Raw genomic sequence first — 23,320 nt, forward strand, 5'->3', positions numbered from 1 at the left:
TTTTTTACTTTATCAAATTTTTTAATTGTTTTAATAATTTTTTTGTATTGTATATACCAAAGAGTTTTAAAGATAATAATATTATTTTTTCTCTTAGTCCTCCGCTATACAATATATGGAAGTTTTGGGTAATAAATGAGGAATATATATTTTTTTTATCATTCTCTATCAAAGAATATGTAACTATAAATATAAAGAAATTTCTAGCTAGAAATTTTTTATATACGACTCTTTTGGATTTTGATAGAGAGCTTTCAAGGTTAAGGCATTTTTTAAAATTATTCATTACATCAGTTACATTCTTTTTAGATATAACTTTGGTAATACTACCAGGGCGTTGTCTATACATATATGGGCAATTTTTGAATATAAAGGCTTTATTCGCAAAAGAATATAATTTAGCACACCATTCCATATCTTCGCCAATTACTCCCTGATGAAAAATCATATCATTATTTATAATTAACTCTCTTTTTACTATTTTATCCCAAGCACAGATTTTAAAATCATCCTTTTTTAGAACAGATACAATATCATAAGTTCTATCTTCATTCATTCTTGGAATATATTTTCTTGTTGTACCATCTTCATATAATTTTTCATAGCCAAATATTACTAAATCTGGGTTAAACTGTTCAATCTTAGCATTAACTTTTTCAAGAAAAAATTTGTCATTCCAAAAATCATCAGAATCTATAAAAAGGATGTATTCACCAATAGCTTTTTTTATGCCATAATTTCTAGCTGTAGATAATCCACCGTTGTCTTTATGAAAAACTTTGACATTTTTATAGATTGAATATGTATCACAAATATGACCACTTTTATCTGTTGAACCATCATCTATTATAAGTAGTTCATAATTAGTAAAACTCTGTGAAATAATGCTATCTAGACATTCATTCAAATATCTTTCTACATTATATACGGGAACAATGATAGAAAATATAGGGTAATTATTCATATGTCACCTTGTAAGACTATTTTTATAGATAGTTAATATTTTCGTATATTTTTTTCATTTCTTGGTTGATCTTATGACAATCAAAATTTTGTAAGTTATTGTAATTATTGTCAATTGTAAAATTGAATATCCCTTCTATACTTTTATCAATTAATCTTGATAAATTCTCAATATTAGATGGTTCAAATAGGCAAGCCTTATCTACCAAATCAACATTTCCTCTGATATTTGAAGCCAAGACAATTCTTTTTGCTGCAATAGCTTCCATAACTGATACTGGCAATCCTTCTCTATAGCTAGGGTGAATAAATAAATCTGCAATACTCAGTAAATCAATAATGTCATTTCTGTAGTTTAACAATAATAAATTTACACCTAACGAGTTAGCTAATTCAGATAGTTCTTTATTTAACAGTCCATTACCTGCAATTAAATAACATATATTAGATTTATTTTTGCTCTTTGAAATTGCTTGTATAACTGAAGTATGATTTTTGTTACGATTTAGTTCGCCAATAGAAAGTATAATATATTTATCCTCAGGTATATTTAATGAGTCTAATTTTCTTTTCTTATTATTAAGCCCTAAGCCATCCTTGAATTTTTCTATGTCAATGCCAATACCAGGTATATATTTTACTTTTGTATGTAAGAATTTCTCTTTGACTAATTTAAAATCCTCTTTATTTATTGTTATTATAAGATCAGTAAATTTTGAGCAAAGTTTTTCTATTGGATAAAAAACAAGCCAGTTGATAATTGAAGAGCCTTTATAAAAATGAAAGCCATGAGCTGTATAGATAAGCTTCATTCCTTTTCTTCTTATTTTTCTTGCTGCTAAGCGGCAAATAACACCTCCTATAGGTGATTGGGTATGAATTAAATCATAGTTAGCTTTTTCAATTAATGATTTTAGTTGAAAATATGTCTTCAGGATTTTCCAAATAGAGTAGATATTTCTTGGGCAATTAGTTTCGTAAATATTTATACCTTTATTGCGTAGTATAGACTTAAACTTCTCTATTTCTTCTTTTTTTATGGGGTTTTCCTTGCCAAAGTTACATGCTACGTCAACTTGATATCCTAAATTTTTTAATATATCTATATTATTCATATTAAATTTATATATCATTGAAGCAACAGATGCATTTATCAATACTTTTTTCATTATTCCTATTTCACCATTTGTATTGCAGGGACTCCTACATAAGTACCTGCTTTTTCAATATTTTTAATTACGACTGCACCCGCTCCAATAATACTACCATCACAGATAGCTATGTTGTTGCTTACTATGCTACCAATTCCTAGCCAACAATTTTTCCCAATATCTACGGTGCCAGCTATGTGACATCCTACAGATACATGGGTATAGTTTCCAATATAGCAGTCATGATCTATAGAGCTGGAAGTATTAATGATTACTCCTTCACCAATAAAGCAGTTAGAATTAATAACAGCTCCAGCCATGATGACAGTTCCTTTTTCTATTTTTGTATCCTTAGCAATAACTGCGCTTGGATGTATCAGCGTTACTAATTTTTTATTCTGTAAGTTTTTTATCAGTTCTCTCCTGATTTTATTATTTCCAATAGCAATGAAAATATCGTTATCTAGCGTTTCTAATAATTCAGTTTTACCAAGAACTGGATACCCATTACATTCTTTTATGTTTTCATTATCATCTAAGAATGAAATTTCACTATACCCTGTCAATCTAGCAATATCAGCAGCCACTTTGCCATGTCCACTTGCGCCAATAATGACTAATTTTTTATTTGACAGATTTGAGTCACTTTTGGTGTTACCAATAAATTCTTCCATAGTCGATGATTGTTCAGAATGTATTCCTTCTCTTTTTATAAATGCTTTAATAAAGGTTTGGTAAATGATTTTTAGATCGTTTAAGAAGGTAATATTATCTACATATTCAACGTCTAATTTAAATTTATCTTCCCAAGAAATCGCATTGCGGCCATTTACTTGAGCATAACCTGATAATCCTGGCCTTACTTCATGCCTACGCCGTTGTTCTTGGCTGTATCTATCTAAATATTTTACTAAAAGTGGACGTGGACCAATAATGCTCATATCTCCTTTTAATATATTGAAAATCTCAGGTATTTCATCTAAAGAAGTTGCTCTAAGTATTTTTCCAAACTTAGTCAACCTTATCTCATCAGGTAATAAATTGCCATTTTCATCTCGTTGATCCGTCATTGTTCTAAATTTATATAGTTTAAATATGGTCTCTTTACCTGTTTTAGGATCAATACGCCCTGGTCTTTCTTGAGTAAATAAAATAGGGCTTCCTAATTTTATACGCACAAGTATTGCTATGATTATAAATAACCAGAAAAAGAATAGTATTGCTAGAATACTGCAAAATAAATCAAACGGACGTTTAAAGTATTTTTGATATAGCCTTTTATTTTTACCTATATTCACATATGCCTCTTATGAAAAACAACGTTTAATAATTTCAATAATTTTGTTTTGTTCCTTTTCTGTCATCTTATTATCTGATGGTAAGCATAAGCCTCTTGCAAAAATATCTGAAGCTACATCTTGTTGCGTACCATCATTCCCATTGGCTGTAATAAATTTATTCATTCTATATATAGGTTGCATGTGCATAGGTTTCCATATAGGTCTTCCTTCTACATTAAAAGATGATAAGGCATCTAGAATTTCGGAAGGACAAGATTTACCTTTTTCACTAATATATAAAGCGTTTTTTTCATCTCTTACCTGTTTACACATTGCAGTATCATCAATTAATAAACAGGATAACCAATAATTAGGTGAAGCTATATTTTCATAAGGATTCATTATAATTGGTAGATCTTTTAATCCTTGCTGGTAGCGTTCATATATGTTTTTTTTCTGGGAAATATGTTCATCAATATGCAACATATTTCCTCTTGCGATACCTGCAATAATATTACTCATACGGTAATTATATCCTAATTCTTGATGTTGGTACCAAGAAGCATTTTCTCGGCTTTGAGTTGACCATTTTCTGACCTTGTCTGCATCGTCCTTAGAATTTGTTAAAAGCATTCCACCGGAGCTACCCGTTATTATTTTATTTCCGTTAAAGCTTATTGCTATATAATCACCAAAGGCACCACAGTATCCATTAGTATTTGTGCCATTGTAGATTGCACCTAAAGCTTCTGCTGCATCTTCAATTATAGTTGCATTATGTTTTCGGCAAATATTAACAATTTGTTCCATTTTTGCCGGAACACCATAGAGATGAACAAGAATGACTATTTTTACTTCTGGGTATAACTCAAACGCTTTTTCCAAGGCAATAGGATCCATATTCCAAGTGTCTCGTTCAGAGTCAATAAAAATAGGTTCTCCACCTTCATATAGAATAGGATTTGCTGAGGCACTAAATGTTAAGTCAGAACAAAAAACTTTGATCCCTTTTAATGCATTCCCCGCTTCAGCGTTAGGATTAACTTTTTCTCCAGCCAGTTTAATAGCCATATGTAAAGCGGAAGTTCCACTTGCTAGAGCAACAGAATGTTTTAGTCCTACATATTTGGAGACAGTTTCTTCTAATGCATCAATATTTTTCCCAACAGTTGATACCCAATTTGTTCTTATTGCGTCTGTAACAAATTCAATCTCTTCCCCATGCATAGTTGGGGTAGATAACCATATTTTTTTATCAAAGGGAGTTATATCAAGAAGAGCTGTTTTCATTCTATTATTTTCCAATGCTAAGTTAATCTAATAAGTGGCTACTTTTGTATAAACAAGATCACTAATTTCAGTATTTGGTTGAAAACCTGTGGAACATTCAACTAACAAACTCCTAATCTCATCAATCTTGTACTCTGAACATAATATGTCTAATCGCTGTAAGATGTTATTCAAGTCATCCCAATCAAGCATTATTTCGTTAGCTGTCATAATTCTTGGATGTTGTGTTCCCTGTACGTTTTCACCGATAAGCAATTCTTCATATAATTTCTCACCAGGTCTTAATCCTGTAATTGAGATCTCGATATCTCCGTTCGGATTTTTCTCATTTCTCAAGGTTAGACCGCTTAAATGAATCATTCTTACTGCTAAATCATAAATTTTTACTGGTTCACCCATATCTAAAACAAAAACATCTCCACCTTTTCCCATTGCTCCAGCTTGGATAACGAGTGAGGCGGCCTCAGGGATTGTCATAAAAAAGCGCGTGATTTTTTGATGTGTTAATGTTATTGGACCACCTTCTTGAATCTGTTTATTAAATAATGGAACCACAGAACCTGAAGAACCCAAAACATTTCCAAAACGAACCATACAAAAACGCGTTGTATTTTGCGTTTTGGCTAACGCTTGTAGAATTAATTCAGCCATACGCTTTGTTGTACCCATTATATTGGTTGGACGAACCGCTTTATCAGTAGAAATCAAGACAAAAGTAGAAACTCCTGCTTCAATTGCAGCTTGAGCACAATATAAGGTTCCAAAAATGTTGTTACGAATTCCTTCAACAACATTATATTCAACTAAAGGAACATGTTTATATGCGGCAGCGTGATAAACCGTATCGACTTTGAACGAACGCATAATAATATCTAGCCTATATCTTCTTTGTACAGAGCCCAATAGTGGAATCAATTCAACGTGTTGAAAATCAACATTCTTTAGTAACTCTTGGTGTATTTGATATAGTGAAAATTCATTTAATTCAAATAAAATTAACTTTTTAGGTGATTGTTTAATAATCTGACGACATAATTCAGAACCGATAGAACCACCAGCACCCGTTACCATTACAACTTTATTTTCTATATCCTGTTCTAATAAATCTTCCACAGGATCTACTGTATCACGTCCTAAGAGATCAGATATTGAAACCTGATGTAAACTAGTTAAATGTGCTTTTCCACTAACAATATCTTCCATTCCTGGTATTGTAAGAACTTCACATTTATATTTACTAATTCTATTAATAATCGCTTTACGCTGACTTTGCGTTGCACTAGGCATTGCTAAGAGAATCTTTTTTATGTTTCTCTTTTCTATTAATTTACCTAATGATTTAGAGCTATGAACAGTAACACCATGCAATATGGTTTTATGTAAGGCCTTGTTGTCATCAATAAAGCCAATGACTGAATAATGAGAGCCTTGATTTAAGGCTGTTAGTAGTTGTCGACCAGAGCTTCCTGCGCCATATATCAAAACTTTGGTTTTAGCTTCTCTATTATGATTATGCCCGAGTAGGGTTCTCCATACAAAACGTGTATACGTAATAAATATAGATATAAAGATAAAGTACAGAAAAGGCACTGTTCTAGGTAAACTAAAGTGAAACAGAAAAGCAACGATGAATAGTATAGCTGTCGAAATTAGAGAACCAATGATTGCAACTTGAGTGAATTTGATGGTTACAAAACGAATAACAGCCCGATATAATCCTAATCGGATAAAAAATAGAATAGAAATAAATCCAACTAATAAGATAATATACCAATTTTCGGTCAGCTTGAGTTCTTCACCTAGCTCAAGACGGACTCCCAGTGCCAAAAAGTAAGAAAATATAATAAGCAAGATATCAATAGTGATTGATATAAATCTTTTTATACTACGTGGCCAGGATAAGATGTAATCAAGCATAAATTTATGAACTCGCAAGACAGGTTTTTGGCCTGTCTGTTATTAAAAAAAATTGGTCTCATACCAATTGCATTGTAGCTAATAAGCAGTAAGTTGTCAAAGTTAGAAGGATACATGAGGGACCGTTAGCAAGTAAGGTTCTATCTATGCAAAATAGTTCTTAACGGTAGAGGTTTTATAAAAAAAAGTGTATCATATGGCAGATATGTGCTTTAAAGGAAGTGTTTATGAACAGAAAAAGTTTTTTCTTATATACTGTTAATGTATTGATTCTATGTTTCTTTTTGGTACTTTTATCAATAAAAAGATCTTATTATGTTGCACCTGCTATTCTGGCACTCTTTTCATTTGTCTATATTTTTTATACTTATAAAAATATTGAGTGTGAAGATGATGTTAAAAAGTATGTGAAAATTTCTTTGCTTTATTATGCTGTTGGATTCCTTGTTGCTATTCTTAATGGTGATACAATTCCAAGCTCCTTTAAGGCAGATCATTTTTTATTATTGTCAATTCCTATTCTTTTCCTTCTTATTAGATATAGACCAAACTTTAAGTTTTTGACAATTGTTTTTGGTGTTAGTTGCCTCTTCTACGGTATTCAGGCTTTATATAATAAGTTTTATCTTGGAATCGATAGAGCATTTGATCCTGATATTATAAATCCTATACCTGCTGCTGCAATTATAATGACGGTTACATTATATTGTATAGCATTAGGATTCCATTATTTAGAAAAAAAAGAAGTTAAAATAGGAGTATTTTTACTTTTTTCTTCTTGTATAGGTCTTTTGGGAAATATTGCAACAGGAAGTAGAGGAAGCTGGATTGTCTTTCCCTTTGTACTTTTTTTTCTATTTTTTAAATATAAAAAGTCTCTCAAAAGATTGGTCTACTCATTTTTTATGTTACTAATCTCAATTATTATAGTTGTAAGTATTATACCTCAGTTTGGCGTTAGCAAAAGATATCAAGCTGCCCTGGATAACATTACTCAGTATGTAGATGATTCTAATGCTCATAGCTCTGTTGGTGTCAGATTTGATTTATATAAAGGAGCTTGGTACGCAATTCAAGAAAAACCTATCTTGGGATGGGGGCGAGAGGGAATGTTGAAAAAACGCCAAGAACAGGCTGAATTAGGCGTAATTCCGAACTACACTAAAGACTATACTCATTCTCATAACCAATTTATTGAACAGGCTTATCATAGGGGGATTGTTGGGTTATTTGTATTATTATTGCTAATATATACTTTCTTAAAATATTTCATTAATGTTTATAAAAATTCTAGTGTAGATAGAAAGACTATAGGATTATTAGGAATAACAAATATTCTTGGATTAATATCTTTTAACCTAACTGATGCTTTATTAATAAATAAAGAATATGCCATGTTCTTTTATATGTGTAATGTTATTTTTTATGCTATGACAATTGAAAATAATAAGAGAGTAACCAAATGATACCTATTTATGTGATCCATATTGAATCAGCAAAAGATAGAGAAAAACTTATTAAAGAGCAATTTGAAAATTTAGGTATTGAGTTTCAATTTTTTACAGCGATTAATGCAAGAGAGAATCCTGAACATCCTTTATTTTATCATTATAATGCGAAGAAACATTTTCAAAGAAAAGGAAGAACTCTTTCCTTGGGCGAATTAGGATGCTTTGCTAGTCATTATTCTTTGTGGAAAGAATGTGCAAATAACAATACACCTATTATTGTATTAGAGGATGATATAAGTATTCTTGATAACTTTAAATCTGTTTATAGTAATTTAGATGAGATTTTAGAAAGTTATCCTTTTTTATGGTTACATAAAAATTATCGTAATGCTGAAAGAGTTGAAGTAGAAAAATTTGGTGATTTTTCAGTAATGAAGTTTTATAAAGATTATTTTTGTGCCCAAGGTTATGCCGTAACACCTGAAGTTGCTAGGAAATTGCTTGATTATTGTAAAGTTTGGATTTTTCCTGTGGATGATCAGATGGCGCGCTTTTATGAAAACAAAATTGAGAATTTTGCAATTTATCCCCCTTGTATCGATCGAATTGAAGGAATTGATTCTCTTATAGGAGAGGATAAACGAGGCGAAAAGAATCTGTCTCTGTTTTCGAAAATCAGACGTGAATACTTTAACTTAAAAGATCGCATTAATCGGTTTATACATAATTTTTTATTTAGGCTAAAACATTAATTTCACTATGCAATACCTCCTACTCTCCCTTTTCACCCTCGCAGCGGTGATTTTTGTTATTAACTCGCATTATCGCTGGACGTATTTCTTTGCGATTGCGCAGTTTGTGTTGTTTTTTAGTTTGATGTTTAGCATTACAGGGCAGTGGCAGCGTGGGCTGAATTTTGCTGCGGTGCTGTTTGTGGTGTTGATGCTTTTCCATCGCCTGAAAATACATTTTTATAAACAACCGCTCTTAGTGTCGGATTTCTTTTTAGTTCTGGATTGGCGAAATTGGGAAACCTTGCTGCATTATCGCTCGGCCATTTTCGCCATTGCAGGCTTGATCGGATTGGTAGTTTATGCCGTGATGGGCTGGTCGTCAGCAGAAGTAGCAAGCATTGAATGGCGAATTTTAGCAAGTGCGGTGCTTTTTCTCACGATTTTTGCCATTTGCCATTACAGCAAAAATAAATCGGCTATTAAGCAATGGCTTGATTCCTTGCCTGATGATGGGCGAGATGTGTTTTTAAACTTACCAATGTCTTGCCGTGGTGTGTTTTTTAAACCGCCTGTTTTTGATGGTGATGCGGATTATTTTCTTAAACAAAAACAACAGGTTGCTGATTATCCACTGACTTCGCAGGCAGAGAAACCAGATATTGTGGTATGGCTTCAGGAATCTACCTTAAACCCGCATAGTTTTGTATTTGAAAGCGCCGATATTCCGCCAATTACAATGTATGAAAATCAGGCTGATACCAAGTTTAACAGCCATTTGCGTGTGCATACTTTAGGTGGTGCAACCTGGAAATCGGAATTTGCTTTCTTATCGGGGCTACCTTCAACGGATTTTGGCGCAATGGCGAATGCGGTGTTTTATTCCGTTGTGCCACATTTGCAGTATAGTTTTATCCAAAATTTAAAAGCACAGGGCTATTATTGCGTGGCTTTATCGCCGTTCACGAAAGGCAATTACAACGCTAAGCCAGCCTATGATCATCTTGGTTTTGATCTAATGTTACAGCCGCAAGAGTTGGGTTATCCCGCACCGTTAAGCAAAAATTTATGGACGATTGGCAGTGATGAAATGAGCCAATATGTGCAGAAAATTTTGCAAAAAGAAGGTATTCCTGCGCTTGAAAAGGTAAATCAGCCTTTATTTGTTTATGTTCTTACAATGCGTGAACACGGGCCTTATCACGATGTTGGAAATGTATTTAATCTGCAAAATCAAGGGTTTACTGTTAAAGGAACGGGCGAATTGAACGATTATATCCAGCGAATTGTGAAGCTCAATGATGTTATGGAAGATTTCAATCGCTATATGCAAAATCGTCATAAGCCTTATGTGCTGGCTTATTTTGGTGATCACCAAATTTCTATTAGTGGTGCGCAGCCTGCTTATCAATTTGATTATCCAAATCCAGATTACATTACGCAATTTGTGGTGCGTAGCAATATGCAAACTGACTTTGAGCAACAACAGGATTTCCTTGATTTAGCTCAGGCTGGCGGTTTGATTTTAGAAATTGCGGGATTGCCTGCCGATGAATTTATGCAAGCCAATATTGCAATGCGCAAATTAAGCGGTGGAAAACTGCAAGATTGCCAAGATGAGCAATTATTGGCAGGCTATCGCCACTATTTGTATCAACAATTAAAGGTGGCGAAATAGATGAGCGAGCAAATCGAAACCCACCCATTTCCCGCGATATTGCCACCGCACGCCACAGTGATGATGATGGGAAGTTTTCCCCCTAAGGAGGAAAAACGCTGTATGGAATTTCATTATCCGAATTTTCAAAATGATATGTGGCGTGTGTATGGTGAAGTGTTTTTCGGGCGTGCGGATTATTTTCAAGTGCCAAATGAAAAACGCTTTGATTCCGCTCGAATTAAGGATTTCTTATGGCAAAAGGGCATTGCATTATGTCCAACGGTGCGCAAAGCCATTCGAGAGCAAGATAATGCCTCAGATAAATTTTTGAAAGTGGTGGAAAGCGTCAATCTTAGCGAAGTGTTGCCCCAAGTGCCACAATGCCACTGGATTTTCACCACAGGGGGCAAAGCCACCGAGATTTTGCTTTCTCTATTGCCTGAAAAGGTTAAAGCACCGAAAACCAACAGCTTTATCCCTTACCCTTATCCCAATTTTTCGCTCAATTTATATCGCCTGCCGTCCACTTCAAGGGCTTATCCACTTGCCTTTGACAAAAAAGTGGCGGCTTATCGGGCATTTTTTGAAATGGTGGGATTGGTTTAAAAATATGGCAAAAAATACCCGCACTTTTGATGCTATAGCTTAAAAGTGCGGTTGTTTTTTGCGAATTTATTTAGTTCTTTTATTCCAGCGTCCCTTTCTGTTTTAAATATTCCAAAACTTTTTGTGTGGCGAGAGAACATTTTTCTTTGTCTTGATAACCAATCCAAGCTAATTCAGCAATTTCACTTTCAGGGCGATAATCACCGATGAAATCCCCTTTGTAGCAGGTGAGCGTTACAACGCAATCCATATTTTTTCCGTCTGCTTGAGCGGAAAATGCACCGATTCGTTGAAGGCTATTTTCAATTAAGTCGATGCCCAATTCTTCTTTAATTTCGCGCATTAGGGCTTGTTGATCACTTTCGCCTTGCTCTCTTTTTCCACCAGGGAGATAAAATTTCTCTTTGCCTTTAGAGCGCGCCATTAATACTTGTTTATCTTTAATGTATAGCCAAGCTAGCTTATCGATTTGCGTCTTCATTTTTGCCTCGCTGAAAATAAAAATCTGCACCTTAAACGCAGAATATTGTATTCCTGTTTAAGGTGCAGATCAAAGTGCGGTGCTTTTTTTGCGAATTTTATAAAAATTACGCTTTAGCTTGTGCGCGTTTTACTAAAATAACAGAAAGAGTAAACGCAACGGCGAAAGAAATCACCATACCCACGCTGTACATTGCAAGGCTGTCTGGTTTAATAGACGGAATACCTAAGAACCCTGCTGCGCCAAGTGCTTGCGCTTTCACATTGAAGAACGCAATAAAGGCGCTAGATAAGCCTGAACCGATCATTGCTGCTAAGAAAGCTTGGCGATAACGTAAGTTCACCCCGAACATTGCAGGCTCAGTAATCCCTAATAAAGCAGAAATACCTGAAGGAACGGCTAAGCCGCGTACTTTTGGATCTTTCAATGCAAATGCCACGCCTAAACAAGCCGCACCCTGTGCGATATTTGACATTGCCGCAATTGGGAAGATGAACGTACCGCCTGATAATGACATATTAGAAAGCAGCTGTGTTTCTACGGCGATAAAGGTTTGGTGCATACCAGTGATAACGATTGGTGCATAGAATGTCCCGAAAATACCGCCACCGATAAAGCCGAGTTTGTCATATAACCAAGTTAAACCAATAGTAATTAAATCCCCTGCTTCACGTCCGATTGGCCCAATCACGGTGAAAGCGAGTAAACCCGCGATAAAGAGCGAGAACATTGGGGTGATCAAGTTGTCTAGGTAAGAGGGCACAAATTTACGGAACGTTTTTTCTAATGTAGCCAGAACCCAAGCAGAAATTAACGTTGGAATTACTGTGCCTTGGTAGCCCACTTTTTCGATTTCTAAACCGAACACATTCCAGTGCGTGATTTTGCCTTGCGCAGCGGTAAGGGCATAGTTCCAGCCATCAGCCAATGCAGGGTGAACCAATAACATTCCCAGAGCAGCCCCTAAGAACGGATTTCCGCCAAATTTACGGGTGGCAGAAAAACCAAGCAACACAGGCAAGAACACGAATGGCGCGTTGGCAATAGTATTAATAAAATCAACAAGATCAGAAAGATTACTAAAGCGATCGACTACGGAATAACCTGTAATTGGCTGGCCAGAATCGCGCAAGGCTTGTGGTACGTCCCAGAAGAAACCTTGTGCGGTAAGCATACTGTGGATACCCATTAATAAACCGCCCGCCACGATAGCCGGGATAATTGGCACGAAAATATCCGCCAAACCTTTCACCAAGCGCATAATTAGCCCTTGGTTATTTTCTGAAGCTTGTTTTGCCACTTCATTTTTGGTCATATCGCCGATGTTAAGCTGTTTCGCCATTTCATCGTGTACTTTATTTACGGTACCTGAACCAAAAATAATTTGATACTGGCCAGAAACTGCAAATTGACCTTTTACGCCATCAATATTTTCGATAGCTTCTTTGTCAATTTTGCCTTCGTCTTTCACCACAATGCGTAAGCGAGTTGCGCAATGTGCAAGCGCGCTGATGTTGTCTTTGCCGCCCAGTTTATCAATCACCTGCTTGGCAACATTTGGAAAATTCATCGGTGTTCTCCTCTTGTTGATGTCGAATTAAAATTGCACAGATTTTAGCTAAAACCTTCAAGCGTGGCTAGTGTAATGTGTAAAAACTTTGCTAATGATCAACAGAATTTAGCCAATTTATTAACTTATCTAAATCTTTTTGCCAATTTTGCGATAGTTGTTCCAAATAATGGGGGATTTCACTTTCCCAATTTGGGTTTTCGCTATGCTGGGCTTGTTCGGCGATTTGTTGGATTCGCTTTAAGCCTACTGAACCTGCCGCACCTTTGATTTTATGAGCAATGTTGCCGACTTCAGTTCTGTGCGTGGGGTGAGTTTGATAAATTTGGTAAGCCGCCATTAATTCCGCCATATAATCGGGCATTAGCTGTTGGAAAAGTGCGGTGTTATTTTTTACTGTTTTTACGCCTAATAAAGCGACAAATTCGTTGAGCGTGGCGAAATCTAGTGCTTCATCTTGTTCTATTGCATTTTGTTGTGGTATTGCTTTGGAAGAACTTTCAGCCAGTGGCAGCGCAATCTCATCAGCAAAATACTGATAAAGACATTGCGTCAGCGCCTCTAAAGAAAGGGGCTTACGCAGAATATCGTCCATTCCTTGCTGTAAATACTCTTGCTTATCGTGCATTACATTGGCAGTGAGCGCAATGAGTGGCGGCAGATAATCATATTCATCATTTTCGTATTTTTGGCGTAAATACTGGGCGATTTGAAAGCCCGACATATCAGGCAGCTGAATGTCAATGAGCAGCAAGTCATAGCTATTTTGTTCAAATTTTTCAATGGCTTGTTGCCCCGTCATTGCTACATCTACTTCATAACCTAATTTTTCCAGCACGGATTTCGCCACGATCACATTCACTTCAATATCTTCAATCAGCAAAATACGCAGTTGGCTTGGCAAATGTTGATGATAGGCTAACGGCTTGCTGACCGGTTCGGCTTGAATGGTTAAGGTAAAAACGGAGCCTTTTCCCACCGCACTTTGCACGCTGAGATCGCCGCCCATTAAATTGGCAATGGTTTTGGAAACCGCCAAGCCAATGCCGCTGCCTGCGTGCTGATATTGATTGGATTGCACGCGGTAATACATCGCAAAAATATTCGCCAGCTCGCTTTCAGCAATGCCAATACCTGTATCGGAAATGGCGAAGGCAAATTGTTGCTTGCCAGTTCGGGTAACTTTCAGCTTGATCACGCCTTTTGGGGTGAATTTCACCGCATTATTAATTAAATTCCATAAAATTTGGCTTAATCTGGCGCTATCTAGCATCAGCCATTGCGGTAAATCAGGTTCGTATTCCAGTTCAAATTTGAGCTGATTTTGCTCCGCCATTAAGGTAGCAAAATTGGCAATATCATTAAGAAAGGCATAAAAATCCGTTTCTTTGCAGTTTAACTCAATTTTGTGCGCATCAATTTTTTCTAAATCAATAATATCGCTAAAAATATGCCCTAAAGACACCGCACTCATATTAATGGTTTTCAGATAATTGCGTTGTTCTTGGTTTAATTTGCCATCAAGTAAAATACGGCTTAAGCCAATAATGCCGTTCAGCGGTGTGCGTAATTCGTGGCTAATGGTGGTCATCAAGGCGGTTTTGTTACGGCTGTTTTGCTCTAAATCATTTAATGCCACAGAAAGTTTTTTTTCTGCCACCATTCTTTCCGATACTTCACGGCGTAAATTTTCCACTAATTTGGCTAATTCAAGGCGAGATTTTTCCAGTTTTTCCACTAAAAGGGTGAAGAAATAGATTACAAAGGGGGCGGAAATCAAGCCAAACACCACGGAACGCACCACGTCCGTCCAATAAACCGTTCCCACCACACAAAGGCTGAACAACACTTGTGTGCATAAAGCCAGCACCGCCAGTGCTAAGACGCCAAGTATAGAAAATCGCACGCGTCCAAGGCGGATTACCCAATCCACATAACGTTGTGCAAAGTGTTTGATATTTCTCATTTTACAACCTTGATTTAGCCAAATAGACAATGGCGTTATGATAACAACAACGCATAAAAAAAGAGATAAAAATTTGCCCTAGGCAAGGCTAGGGCAAAATTTGAATAGGTAAGAAGAAAAATGATGCGATAATTAACGGCTGCGGAAAATAATGCGTCCTTTACTTAAATCGTAAGGGGTCATTTCCACGGTTACTTTATCGCCAGTTAAAATACGAATATAGTTTTTACGCATTTTCCCTGAAATATGTGCGGTTACAACGTGTCCATTTTCTAATTCAACGCGGAACATCGTGTTCGGCAAGGTTTCTAAAATCGTGCCTTGCATTTCAATGCAATCTTCTTTAGCCATTAATTCCTCTAATATTAGTTAATAAATAAGTCAAAAAACGGGCGAATTATACTCTCATCAATCGCATTCACCAAGTTTTTTCTAGAAATTTAGTCTAATGGGCAAAATTTAATAAATTGTGGTAAAATCCGCCGCCGTGAAATTCACTTCATTTTTTATCTTCAACTAAGGAAATGTTTATGAGTATTGCCTCGCCACAAGCGGTGCTAGATTTTTGGTTTAGCGAAGAAAATCAGCCGTTCTGGTTTGTTAAAAGTGATGAATTTGATGACAAAATTCGCGAAAAATTTGACCGCACTTTACAAGCCGCTGCGCAAGGTGAATGCGCCAACTGGCGTGAAACTATTGAAGGACGCTTGGCGGAAATCATCGTGTTAGATCAATTCTCGCGTAATTTATATCGCAGCACCCCAGCAGCCTTTGCGCAGGATTCAATGGCATTAGTGTTGGCTCAAGAAGCCATTAAACAGCCTGATTTTGCGAACCTGCCGACCTTATGGCGTAAATTTATGATTATGCCTTATATGCACAGTGAATCAGCGCTGATTCATCAGCAAGCGGTGGAATTATTTAGCGCACTCAATGATGATTACACCTTAGATTTTGAACTGCGCCATAAAGCGATTATTGATAAATTCAATCGTTATCCGCATCGTAATGCAATTTTAAATCGCACCTCAACCGCGGAAGAAATCGAATTTTTAAACCAGCCTAATTCTTCTTTTTAATTCGGAGTATTGAATGATTCATAAATTAATGAAAGCCCGTGATCACCACGAAGCCCATCGTGTTGCCACCACATTAGAGCTTTATTTTGATTTAGTTTTCGTGATTGCCATTGCGGCGACTGCAAGCGGCTTGCATCACGCCCTTGCGGCGCATCATTTCAGTGAAGGCTTAATCCATTTTGCCACCTCGTTTTTCTGCGTGTGGTGGGCGTGGATGAACTTTACTTGGTTTGCCTCTGCTTACGATAATGATGATTTTACCTACCGCATCGTTACTATGGTGCAAATGTTCGGTGCGATTATTTTAGCCATCGGCATTAATAACGTGTTTGAACATAACGATTATGTGATGATTTTGATCGGCTACATCGTAATGCGTGTGGCAATGGCATATCAATGGTTTCGTGCTGCAAAAGGCGATCCAGAGCGTCGCACCACCTGCTTACGTTATGCTTTCGGGATTATTTTTGCACAAATTTGTTGGACTATTGTGGCATTAAAATTCCCTTATTTATTCAACACCTTATTCCCATTCTTAGCCTTGCTTGAGCTTTCTGTGCCGGCCTGGGCGGAAAGCGCCAACAAAACCCCTTGGCACCCACATCACATTTCAGAGCGTTACGGCTTATTAGTGATTATCGTTTTGGGCGAAGGCATTTTAGGCGCAACTAACGCCATCACACCATTATTCCACAGTAATGAAGCAATGCTCACCGAAGCATTCCCATTAGGCTTAGGGATTTCAGCGTTAATGTTCTCTCTTTGGTGGCTTTATTTCAAAATGCCTTGGGGCGAATTTTTACACAGTGATCGCACGTTAAATAATGCCTTAGTCTATGGCTACGGACATTTATTGATTTTTATCGCGCTTACCGCTTTAGGTTCTGGATTAGGATTGTTAGCCGATTCCGTGAAAGAATTTGGCACAATGGCGGAAGTGGTGGAACACGCAAGTTCAAATGCACATTCTGTTTCGCCTTTATTTGCAATGACCGTGTTAAGCATTTGCTCGGCGGTTTATCTCATTGCCTTAGCATTCTTGCGTTGGTACTTAGACAAAGACACCAATTACAGCGTGATCGGTTTTGTGCTTGCTATCGCTGCGACTTTCCTTGGCGTGCTATGTGTGTATTTAGGAATGCCGTTGCAATGGTCAATTTGGTTCACCGTGATTGCACCAATTGCAATGATATCATTCTATAAAACGAAACCGATTGGTTAAGTTTCATTGACCTTTCCCCTAGCCGAAAAAATGGGCTAGGGGAGATTTAACATTTTGATTTTTCTCACTCTTGTATTAGGATAACTAAACCTAATCTAAATAAGGAAGAGCATTATGTTAATTCACCTTTCAACACAACCTGCCAGCCCAGTTTGGGGCGAAAATGCGTTATTGAGTTTTGCAAATGACGAAGGCACGGTTCACCTTAAACAAAATTCCACAAATTCCAACCGCACTTTAATTCAAGAAGCCGCGCGCAAATTGCGTAATCAAGGCATTAAAGAGGTGGAATTAGTGGGCGAAAATTGGGATTTAGAAAACTGTTGGGCGTTTTATCAAGGTTTTTATTCTGCAAAACAGGATTATGCCATTGAGTTTCCTCATTTAGATGACGAGCCGCAAGCGGAGCTATTTGCCCGCATTCAGTGCGGTGATTTTGTTAGAGAAATCATTAATTTACCTTCCGATGTTATCACACCACAAAAATTAGCTGAGCGTGCTGCGCAATTTATTGCCGAGCTTGCAGCAGAATACGCCAATGAAAGTGCGGTGAATTTTGAGATTATTTCTGGCGAAGCCTTATTAGAGAAAAATTATCAAGGCATTTGGAATGTGGGCAAAGCCTCCAACCATAAGCCAGCAATGCTGCAATTAGACTTCAACCCAAGCCAAGATCCAAACGCCCCTGTTTTAGCTTGCCTAGTGGGCAAAGGGATCACTTTTGACAGTGGTGGTTATAGCTTAAAGCCAAGTGATTCAATGTCCACAATGCGCACTGATATGGGGGGGGCAGCCTTAGTTACTGGCGCATTAGGTATGGCGATTGCAGGCGGCTTAAACCAGCGCGTGAAACTTTATCTCTGCTGCGCGGAAAATATGGTAAGCGCTGAAGCAATGAAATTGGGCGATATTATCACTTATCGCAATGGCGTAACCGCTGAAGTGTTGAATACCGATGCCGAAGGGCGTTTAGTGCTAGCTGATGGCTTAATTGAAGCGGATAAACAAAATCCACAATTTATTATTGATTGTGCCACCTTAACGGGCGCGGCAAAAATAGCGGTGGGCAATGATTATCACAGCGTGCTTTCAATGGATAACGAACTCGTTGCAAGCCTATTTAACGCTGCACAAACGGCTAATGAGCCTTTCTGGCGTTTGCCATTTGAAGAATTTCACCGCGCACAGATCAGCTCTCAATTTGCCCAAATTGCCAATATTGGCACAGTGCCAGTGGGCGCGGGCGCAAGTACTGCAACAGCATTTTTATCTTACTTCGTGAAAAATTACCAACACCATTGGCTGCATATTGATTGCTCGGCGACTTATCGTAAATCAGCCAGTGATTTATGGGCAACAGGCGCAACAGGCATTGGCGTGCAGACCTTGGCGCATCTTTTACTCAACCAAGCAAATTCATAGGAGGAAAGCGTGGAACGGACATTATCCATTATTAAACCTGATGCGGTAGAGCGTAATTTAATTGGCAAAATTCTCAACCGCTTAGAAAGTGAAGGGTTTCGCATCATCGCAATGAAAATGGTGCATTTAACACAAACACAAGCAGAAGGGTTTTATGCGGAACATCAAGGAAAGCCATTTTTTGATGATTTGGTGAAATATATGACTTCCGCACCAGTGGTGGTTTCTGTGCTAGAAAAAGAAAATGCGATAAAAAACTACCGCACTTTAATGGGCAAAACCAACCCAGAAGAAGCCGATGAAGGCACATTGCGCAAAGAATTTGCTTTAAGCAAAACACAAAACTGTGTTCACGGCTCTGATAGCCCTGAAAGCGCCGCCCGTGAAATTGCCTATTTCTTTGCAGATTCGGAAATTTGCCCACGAGCAGAATAATATTGTGCTTTTATACAAGCACAAGAGCGATAAAAACAAAAGAGCCAATAAATGATCTGCACCCCAAAAGTTGGACTAAACAACCAATTGATTAAGGTGCAGATTTTTTATGACTAAATATACTCAACGTTTCAAACAACAAGTGCTCGACTTTTATCATCAAAATGGAAAAAACCGTTCGCTTACTCGCCAGTATTTTCAGCTTCCCCAAAGCACGTTAGCACGTTGGATTGCGAAATTTAATCATAATGGAATCAATGGATTAGCTGTGTTAGGTAAAAAACGATATTATTCTGTTGAGTTTAAATTAAAGGTTATTCAAGCTATCAAAAAAGGCCAGTGCTCCGCTGAGGCCGCCTGTTTTCGCTTTGATATCCCCAGTTCAGGGATAATTAGTCAATGGTTGCAACGCTTTGAAAAACAAGGTATAGATGGGTTATTACTCAAACCTAAAGGTCGTCCAAGTATGAAACTCAACTCACCTAAAATGCCACCAACGCCCAAAACAGAAGAAGAACGCTTGCGTTACCGAATTTTGGAATTAGAAGCGGAGAATGCAATGCTAAAAAAGTTGCAGGAACTCAACCAACAAAAAATGCAGAAAAAGCCGCCATCGTAAATGCCTTACGCTCGCGTTTCCCGTTGGAATTGTTACTCAGGCTAATCGGATTGGCACGCAGTTCGTTCTTTTATCATCTCAAGCCAAAGTCGGATAAAAATGTAGCGATTTCACAGAAAATAGAGGAAATTTATCGCAAAAATGACGAAAATTATGGTTATCGTCGAATTACCTTGGAATTAAGGAAATACTTAATTATTAACCACAAAAGGGTGCAAGCGATAATGCAACGTTTGGGGTTAAAAGGAAAAAGTAAGCAGAAAAAATATCGTTCTTACCAAGGCAAAGTGGGACACATTGCCGATAATCTGTTGCAACGGGATTTTACGGCAACGATGCCGAATGAGAAGTGGGTAACGGATATCACCGAGTTCAAATGTGCGGAAGGCAAAGTGTATTTATCACCAATTAAAGACTTGTTTAATAACGAAATTATTGCTTATGATGTGGCGAGAAGTCCGAATTTTGAGCAGATAACCAGAATGTTGACCCAGGCGGTGAACCGATTAGCGGGGGGAAAACCGATACTGCATTCCGACCAAGGGTGGCAGTATCAAATGATGGGTTATCGGGAGATATTGAAAAAACACGGTATTACGCAAAGTATGTCGAGAAAAGGCAATTGCCTTGATAATGGTGCGATGGAAAGCTTTTTCGGGCGATTGAAGACGGAATGTTACTTTGGCAAGCGGTTTGAAACCTTTGAACAGCTTGAAAAAGTGATTCACGAGTACATTCATTACTACAATAATGAGCGTATTCAAGTGAAGCTCAAAGGACTAAGCCCTGTGGAATACAGAACTCAGTCCTTGAATTAAATTAGAATATAGTCTAACTTTTTGGGGGCAGATCAAAAATTGGCTCTTTTTTATGCTTATGAAAAATAGCAAATTAATCCAAACGCGCTGCCATTTTGAGCCAGTCGGCTTTAAATTCACGGCGCATATTGTTGATTGCGTCAATAATATCGTGGTGAACAAGGTGTTCGTTTTGGATTCCCACGCAGTAACCGCCTTTGCCTTGTAAAAGCAGATCTACCGCATAAACGCCCATACGAGAAGCTAAAATACGGTCAAAGGCGCAAGGTGTACCACCACGTTGGATGTGACCTAAAATGGTTGCGCGAGTTTCGTGTTTTACACGGGCTTCAATTTCTTTGGCTAACTCATTCACATCACAAATATGCTCTGTCATTGCAATGATTGCGTGGCGTTTACCTCTCAAAATACTACGTTCGATTTGTTGAATTAATGCTTCGCGGTCAAATTCTACTTCAGACGCAACAATGTATTCACAGCCGCCTGCAATCCCCGCAGAAATAGTTAAGTCACTACAATGTCTGCCCATTAATTCCACGATTGAAATACGTTGGTGCGAACTTGAGGTATCACGCAAACGGTCAATAGCCGTTACCGCCGTTTCTAATGCGGTTTGATAGCCGATGGTGTAGTCTGTTCCTGCTACATCGTTATCAATCGTGCCGGGGATACCCACACAAGGGAAGCCATGTTCTTCGGTAAGCAATTTTGCCCCCATATAAGAACCGTCTCCGCCGATAACAACGAGCGCATCAATACCGTGGGAACGTAAAATTTCCGCACATTTTGCCCGCACTTCTGGGTTTTTAAATTCTGGGAAACGTGCTGAACCAAGGAATGTTCCGCCGCGGTTAATAATATCTGATACGCTATAACGTGTTAATTGTTTGATTTTATTGTGATAAAGTCCGTGATAACCATCATAGATACCATAAACTTCTAAGCCTTCGCCTAAGGCTGAACGAACCACGCCACGGATCGCAGCATTCATTCCAGGGGCGTCCCCACCACTTGTTAATACGGCAATTTTTTTAATCATAATCGTTAATACCTTTATTCAAAGTTAATAATATAAAAACTGTGCGTAGCTTACACTATTCGCAAAACCTGCTCTAGAAAAATTTTGTGAATCCTATCACATTTTGATTTAAGTCTAATTATCTAATGCTTGAGCCTGTTCAATCTTGACTACACTCGTGGGTTCGTGATGAATCACGATATCCACACGGGGAAAACATTGGCGTAAACGCTGTTCTAGATGATCGGTGATTTGATGCGCCTCTACAAAAGAAAGGTGATCATCGAGTTCCAAATGAAATTGAATAAAACGAATTGCCCCTGAACGGCGAGTACGCAAATCGTGAAAACCTAAAATATTGGGTTGCGATTGAATCACCTGTTCAATTTGCGCAATTTCTTCAGGCGGTAAAGCTTGATCGAGCAGCAATTGAATCGCATCGTAAAACATCTGACCCGCATTAAATAAAATATATAAGGCGATCACAATTGCAAAAATTGCATCAGCCCACAGCACACCCCATAAGCTCAACCCTAAGGAACATAAAATGGCAATATTCATCAGCAAATCGGTTTGATAGTGCAAGCGATCCGCCTTAATCGCAGGGCTATCGGTTTGCTTTATAATATGGCTTTGATACAGCACCAGAAGCAACGTTGCCACAATAGAAAACAGCGTAACCATAATGCCGAGATAGGTTTGATTTAACGGCTGCGGTGAAGTTAAACGGTAAATCCCTTGTAATAAAAGGAAGATCGCACTACCAGAAATAAACGCACTTTGAATGAGCGAGGCAAGTGATTCCGCTTTGCCGTGTCCAAAAGAATGATTGTGATCCGCTGGCATTAGGGCAAAACGCAAGATCAGCATATTCATAAAAGAGGCTAATAAATCCAGCGTGGAATCGGTGATTGAGGCGAGCATACTCACAGAATCCGTTTTCCACCAGGCAAAACCTTTGATTAAAATTAACAGTAACGCGGTAAAAATGGCGCAGTGAGCAGCACGTTTTACTTGTTTAGAATATAACTCTTGCATTAAAGATGACAGCTCCAACTAAAATGCGCATTATTTAATTTCTGCATTTCTTTATCCACCACATATTTCTTCAAATAACGAATTACGCGGTTGTGTTTCATATTCATTAATTTGCGATCTTTAGCAATTTTCACAGAATATTGATATTGCACAAAACCGCAAAATGGAATCTCTTTACCCCGCGCCACGTTCACCTGCCAATCGGGATTTTGTTCAGTCGGATCGTAAATCACAAACGCAAACAGCTCATTTTTTTTACTATAAATATCAAAATGCTCTACGCCAGTATTACGATAAACCCGTTTGCGCAAGGCAATGCGATCTTTTAAAGAGAGCTTATCCTTATTGCGATCTTGCAATAATTCGATGGCACTATGCCATTGCTCCGCGCTTTCACCTTTTGGCACATAAACGTAACGCGCAATGGTTCCTAAATCTTGCTGCGAGGCGAGATAATAGGTTTTATCATTATGCTGGATCTGTTGCTCCACTGAAAGTTGTGGGGAAGTGGTGCAAGCAGTCAGCAAAAGAGCGGTTGAAAAAAAGACGATTTTTTGTACCGCACTTTTTTGTTTTACAATCCATTGAAGTAATTGTTTCATT

21 protein-coding genes are annotated in these 23,320 nt (G+C 37.7%); 9 read left to right on the forward strand and 12 right to left on the reverse strand.

Going from position 1 to position 23,320, the window contains the following annotated elements; all coding sequences use genetic code 11:
- Window positions 1–4 precede the first annotated feature (4 nt).
- Genes DYC50_RS04415 through DYC50_RS04435 form a run of 5 tightly spaced genes read right to left on the reverse strand, consistent with a single transcriptional unit; the run spans window position 5 to window position 6,601 of the window.
- Entirely contained in the window at window positions 5–964 is a 960-nt protein-coding gene (locus tag DYC50_RS04415) for a glycosyltransferase family 2 protein (protein ID WP_115249154.1), read from the reverse strand.
- Window positions 965–986: 22 nt separating this feature from the next.
- Window positions 987–2,132 (reverse strand): glycosyltransferase, encoded by a 1,146-nt coding sequence (locus DYC50_RS04420; protein WP_115249155.1) that lies wholly within the window; start codon window positions 2,130–2,132, stop codon window positions 987–989.
- Window positions 2,133–2,137: 5 nt separating this feature from the next.
- Window positions 2,138–3,412 (reverse strand): NeuD/PglB/VioB family sugar acetyltransferase, encoded by a 1,275-nt coding sequence (locus DYC50_RS10780; protein WP_281268539.1) that lies wholly within the window; start codon window positions 3,410–3,412, stop codon window positions 2,138–2,140.
- A gap of 9 nt (window positions 3,413–3,421) precedes the next feature.
- A complete protein-coding gene (locus DYC50_RS04430; protein ID WP_115249156.1) occupies window positions 3,422–4,684 on the reverse strand; it encodes a DegT/DnrJ/EryC1/StrS family aminotransferase in 1,263 nt (420 codons plus the stop codon).
- 27 nt (window positions 4,685–4,711) lie between these two features.
- Entirely contained in the window at window positions 4,712–6,601 is a 1,890-nt protein-coding gene (locus DYC50_RS04435; protein WP_115249157.1) for a nucleoside-diphosphate sugar epimerase/dehydratase, read from the reverse strand.
- 227 nt (window positions 6,602–6,828) lie between these two features.
- Here DYC50_RS04435 and DYC50_RS04440 point away from each other — a divergent pair, with 227 nt between their 5' ends.
- From DYC50_RS04440 to DYC50_RS04455, 4 genes are read left to right on the forward strand one after another with little or no spacing between them, the layout of a single operon-like run.
- Entirely contained in the window at window positions 6,829–8,067 is a 1,239-nt protein-coding gene (locus DYC50_RS04440) for an O-antigen ligase family protein (RefSeq protein ID WP_115249158.1), read from the forward strand.
- Complete coding sequence (locus DYC50_RS04445) at window positions 8,064–8,804, forward strand: glycosyltransferase family 25 protein (RefSeq protein ID WP_115249159.1); 741 nt, start codon at window positions 8,064–8,066, stop codon at window positions 8,802–8,804. The genes DYC50_RS04440 and DYC50_RS04445 overlap by 4 nt, the downstream gene beginning before the upstream one ends.
- A 7-nt stretch (window positions 8,805–8,811) precedes the next feature.
- Entirely contained in the window at window positions 8,812–10,461 is a 1,650-nt protein-coding gene (locus DYC50_RS04450; RefSeq protein WP_115249160.1) for an LTA synthase family protein, read from the forward strand.
- Window positions 10,462–11,049, forward strand: a complete 588-nt coding sequence (locus DYC50_RS04455; protein ID WP_115249161.1) for a DNA glycosylase — start codon at window positions 10,462–10,464, stop codon at window positions 11,047–11,049.
- Window positions 11,050–11,128: 79 nt separating this feature from the next.
- On the opposite strand, the gene DYC50_RS04460 is transcribed toward DYC50_RS04455, so the two are convergent.
- From DYC50_RS04460 to infA, 4 genes are all read right to left on the reverse strand, one after another.
- Window positions 11,129–11,530 carry an NUDIX hydrolase gene (locus tag DYC50_RS04460; RefSeq protein ID WP_115249162.1) on the reverse strand — a complete coding sequence of 134 codons (402 nt, stop codon included), beginning with the start codon at window positions 11,528–11,530 and terminating at the stop codon, window positions 11,129–11,131.
- Window positions 11,531–11,636: 106 nt separating this feature from the next.
- On the reverse strand, window positions 11,637–13,100 hold the full coding sequence (locus DYC50_RS04465; protein WP_115249163.1) for a sucrose-specific PTS transporter subunit IIBC: 1,464 nt from the start codon (window positions 13,098–13,100) through the stop codon (window positions 11,637–11,639).
- Window positions 13,101–13,191: 91 nt separating this feature from the next.
- Window positions 13,192–15,066 (reverse strand): ATP-binding protein, encoded by a 1,875-nt coding sequence (locus DYC50_RS04470; RefSeq protein WP_115249164.1) that lies wholly within the window; start codon window positions 15,064–15,066, stop codon window positions 13,192–13,194.
- A gap of 132 nt (window positions 15,067–15,198) precedes the next feature.
- Complete coding sequence (infA, locus tag DYC50_RS04475) at window positions 15,199–15,417, reverse strand: translation initiation factor IF-1 (RefSeq protein WP_005627617.1); 219 nt, start codon at window positions 15,415–15,417, stop codon at window positions 15,199–15,201.
- A 179-nt stretch (window positions 15,418–15,596) separates the two neighbouring features.
- On the opposite strand from infA, the gene DYC50_RS04480 reads away from it, so the two are divergent.
- From DYC50_RS04480 to DYC50_RS04500, 5 genes are all read left to right on the forward strand, one after another.
- On the forward strand, window positions 15,597–16,145 hold the full coding sequence (locus tag DYC50_RS04480; protein WP_218564405.1) for a DUF924 family protein: 549 nt from the start codon (window positions 15,597–15,599) through the stop codon (window positions 16,143–16,145).
- Between the two features lie 13 nt (window positions 16,146–16,158).
- Window positions 16,159–17,367, forward strand: coding sequence for a low temperature requirement protein A (locus DYC50_RS04485; protein WP_115249165.1), 1,209 nt, complete (start codon window positions 16,159–16,161; stop codon window positions 17,365–17,367).
- Window positions 17,368–17,481: 114 nt separating this feature from the next.
- The gene (pepB, locus tag DYC50_RS04490) at window positions 17,482–18,789 is read left to right on the forward strand and encodes an aminopeptidase PepB (RefSeq protein ID WP_115249166.1); all 1,308 of its coding nucleotides are present in this window, start codon (window positions 17,482–17,484) and stop codon (window positions 18,787–18,789) included.
- Window positions 18,790–18,798: 9 nt separating this feature from the next.
- Complete coding sequence (ndk, locus tag DYC50_RS04495) at window positions 18,799–19,224, forward strand: nucleoside-diphosphate kinase (protein WP_115249167.1); 426 nt, start codon at window positions 18,799–18,801, stop codon at window positions 19,222–19,224.
- 109 nt (window positions 19,225–19,333) lie between these two features.
- A protein-coding gene (locus tag DYC50_RS04500) for an IS3 family transposase (RefSeq protein ID WP_115249168.1) occupies window positions 19,334–20,661 on the forward strand; the annotation gives its coding sequence in 2 pieces (ribosomal slippage) (window positions 19,334–19,784 and window positions 19,784–20,661; 1,329 coding nt in all).
- 73 nt (window positions 20,662–20,734) lie between these two features.
- On the opposite strand, the gene pfkA is transcribed toward DYC50_RS04500, so the two are convergent.
- The 3 genes from pfkA to DYC50_RS04515 form a co-directional block, all read right to left on the reverse strand.
- Window positions 20,735–21,700 carry a 6-phosphofructokinase gene (gene pfkA, locus DYC50_RS04505; protein WP_115249169.1) on the reverse strand — a complete coding sequence of 322 codons (966 nt, stop codon included), beginning with the start codon at window positions 21,698–21,700 and terminating at the stop codon, window positions 20,735–20,737.
- 114 nt (window positions 21,701–21,814) lie between these two features.
- Window positions 21,815–22,717, reverse strand: coding sequence for a cation diffusion facilitator family transporter (locus DYC50_RS04510; protein ID WP_115249170.1), 903 nt, complete (start codon window positions 22,715–22,717; stop codon window positions 21,815–21,817).
- Complete coding sequence (locus DYC50_RS04515; RefSeq protein ID WP_115249171.1) at window positions 22,717–23,319, reverse strand: hypothetical protein; 603 nt, start codon at window positions 23,317–23,319, stop codon at window positions 22,717–22,719. Before DYC50_RS04515 ends, DYC50_RS04510 begins: the two co-directional genes overlap by 1 nt.
- Window position 23,320 lies beyond the last annotated feature (1 nt).

The sequence above is a fragment of the Avibacterium avium genome, assembly GCF_900454535.1.
GTDB classification, from domain to species: Bacteria; Pseudomonadota; Gammaproteobacteria; order Enterobacterales; family Pasteurellaceae; genus Avibacterium; species Avibacterium avium.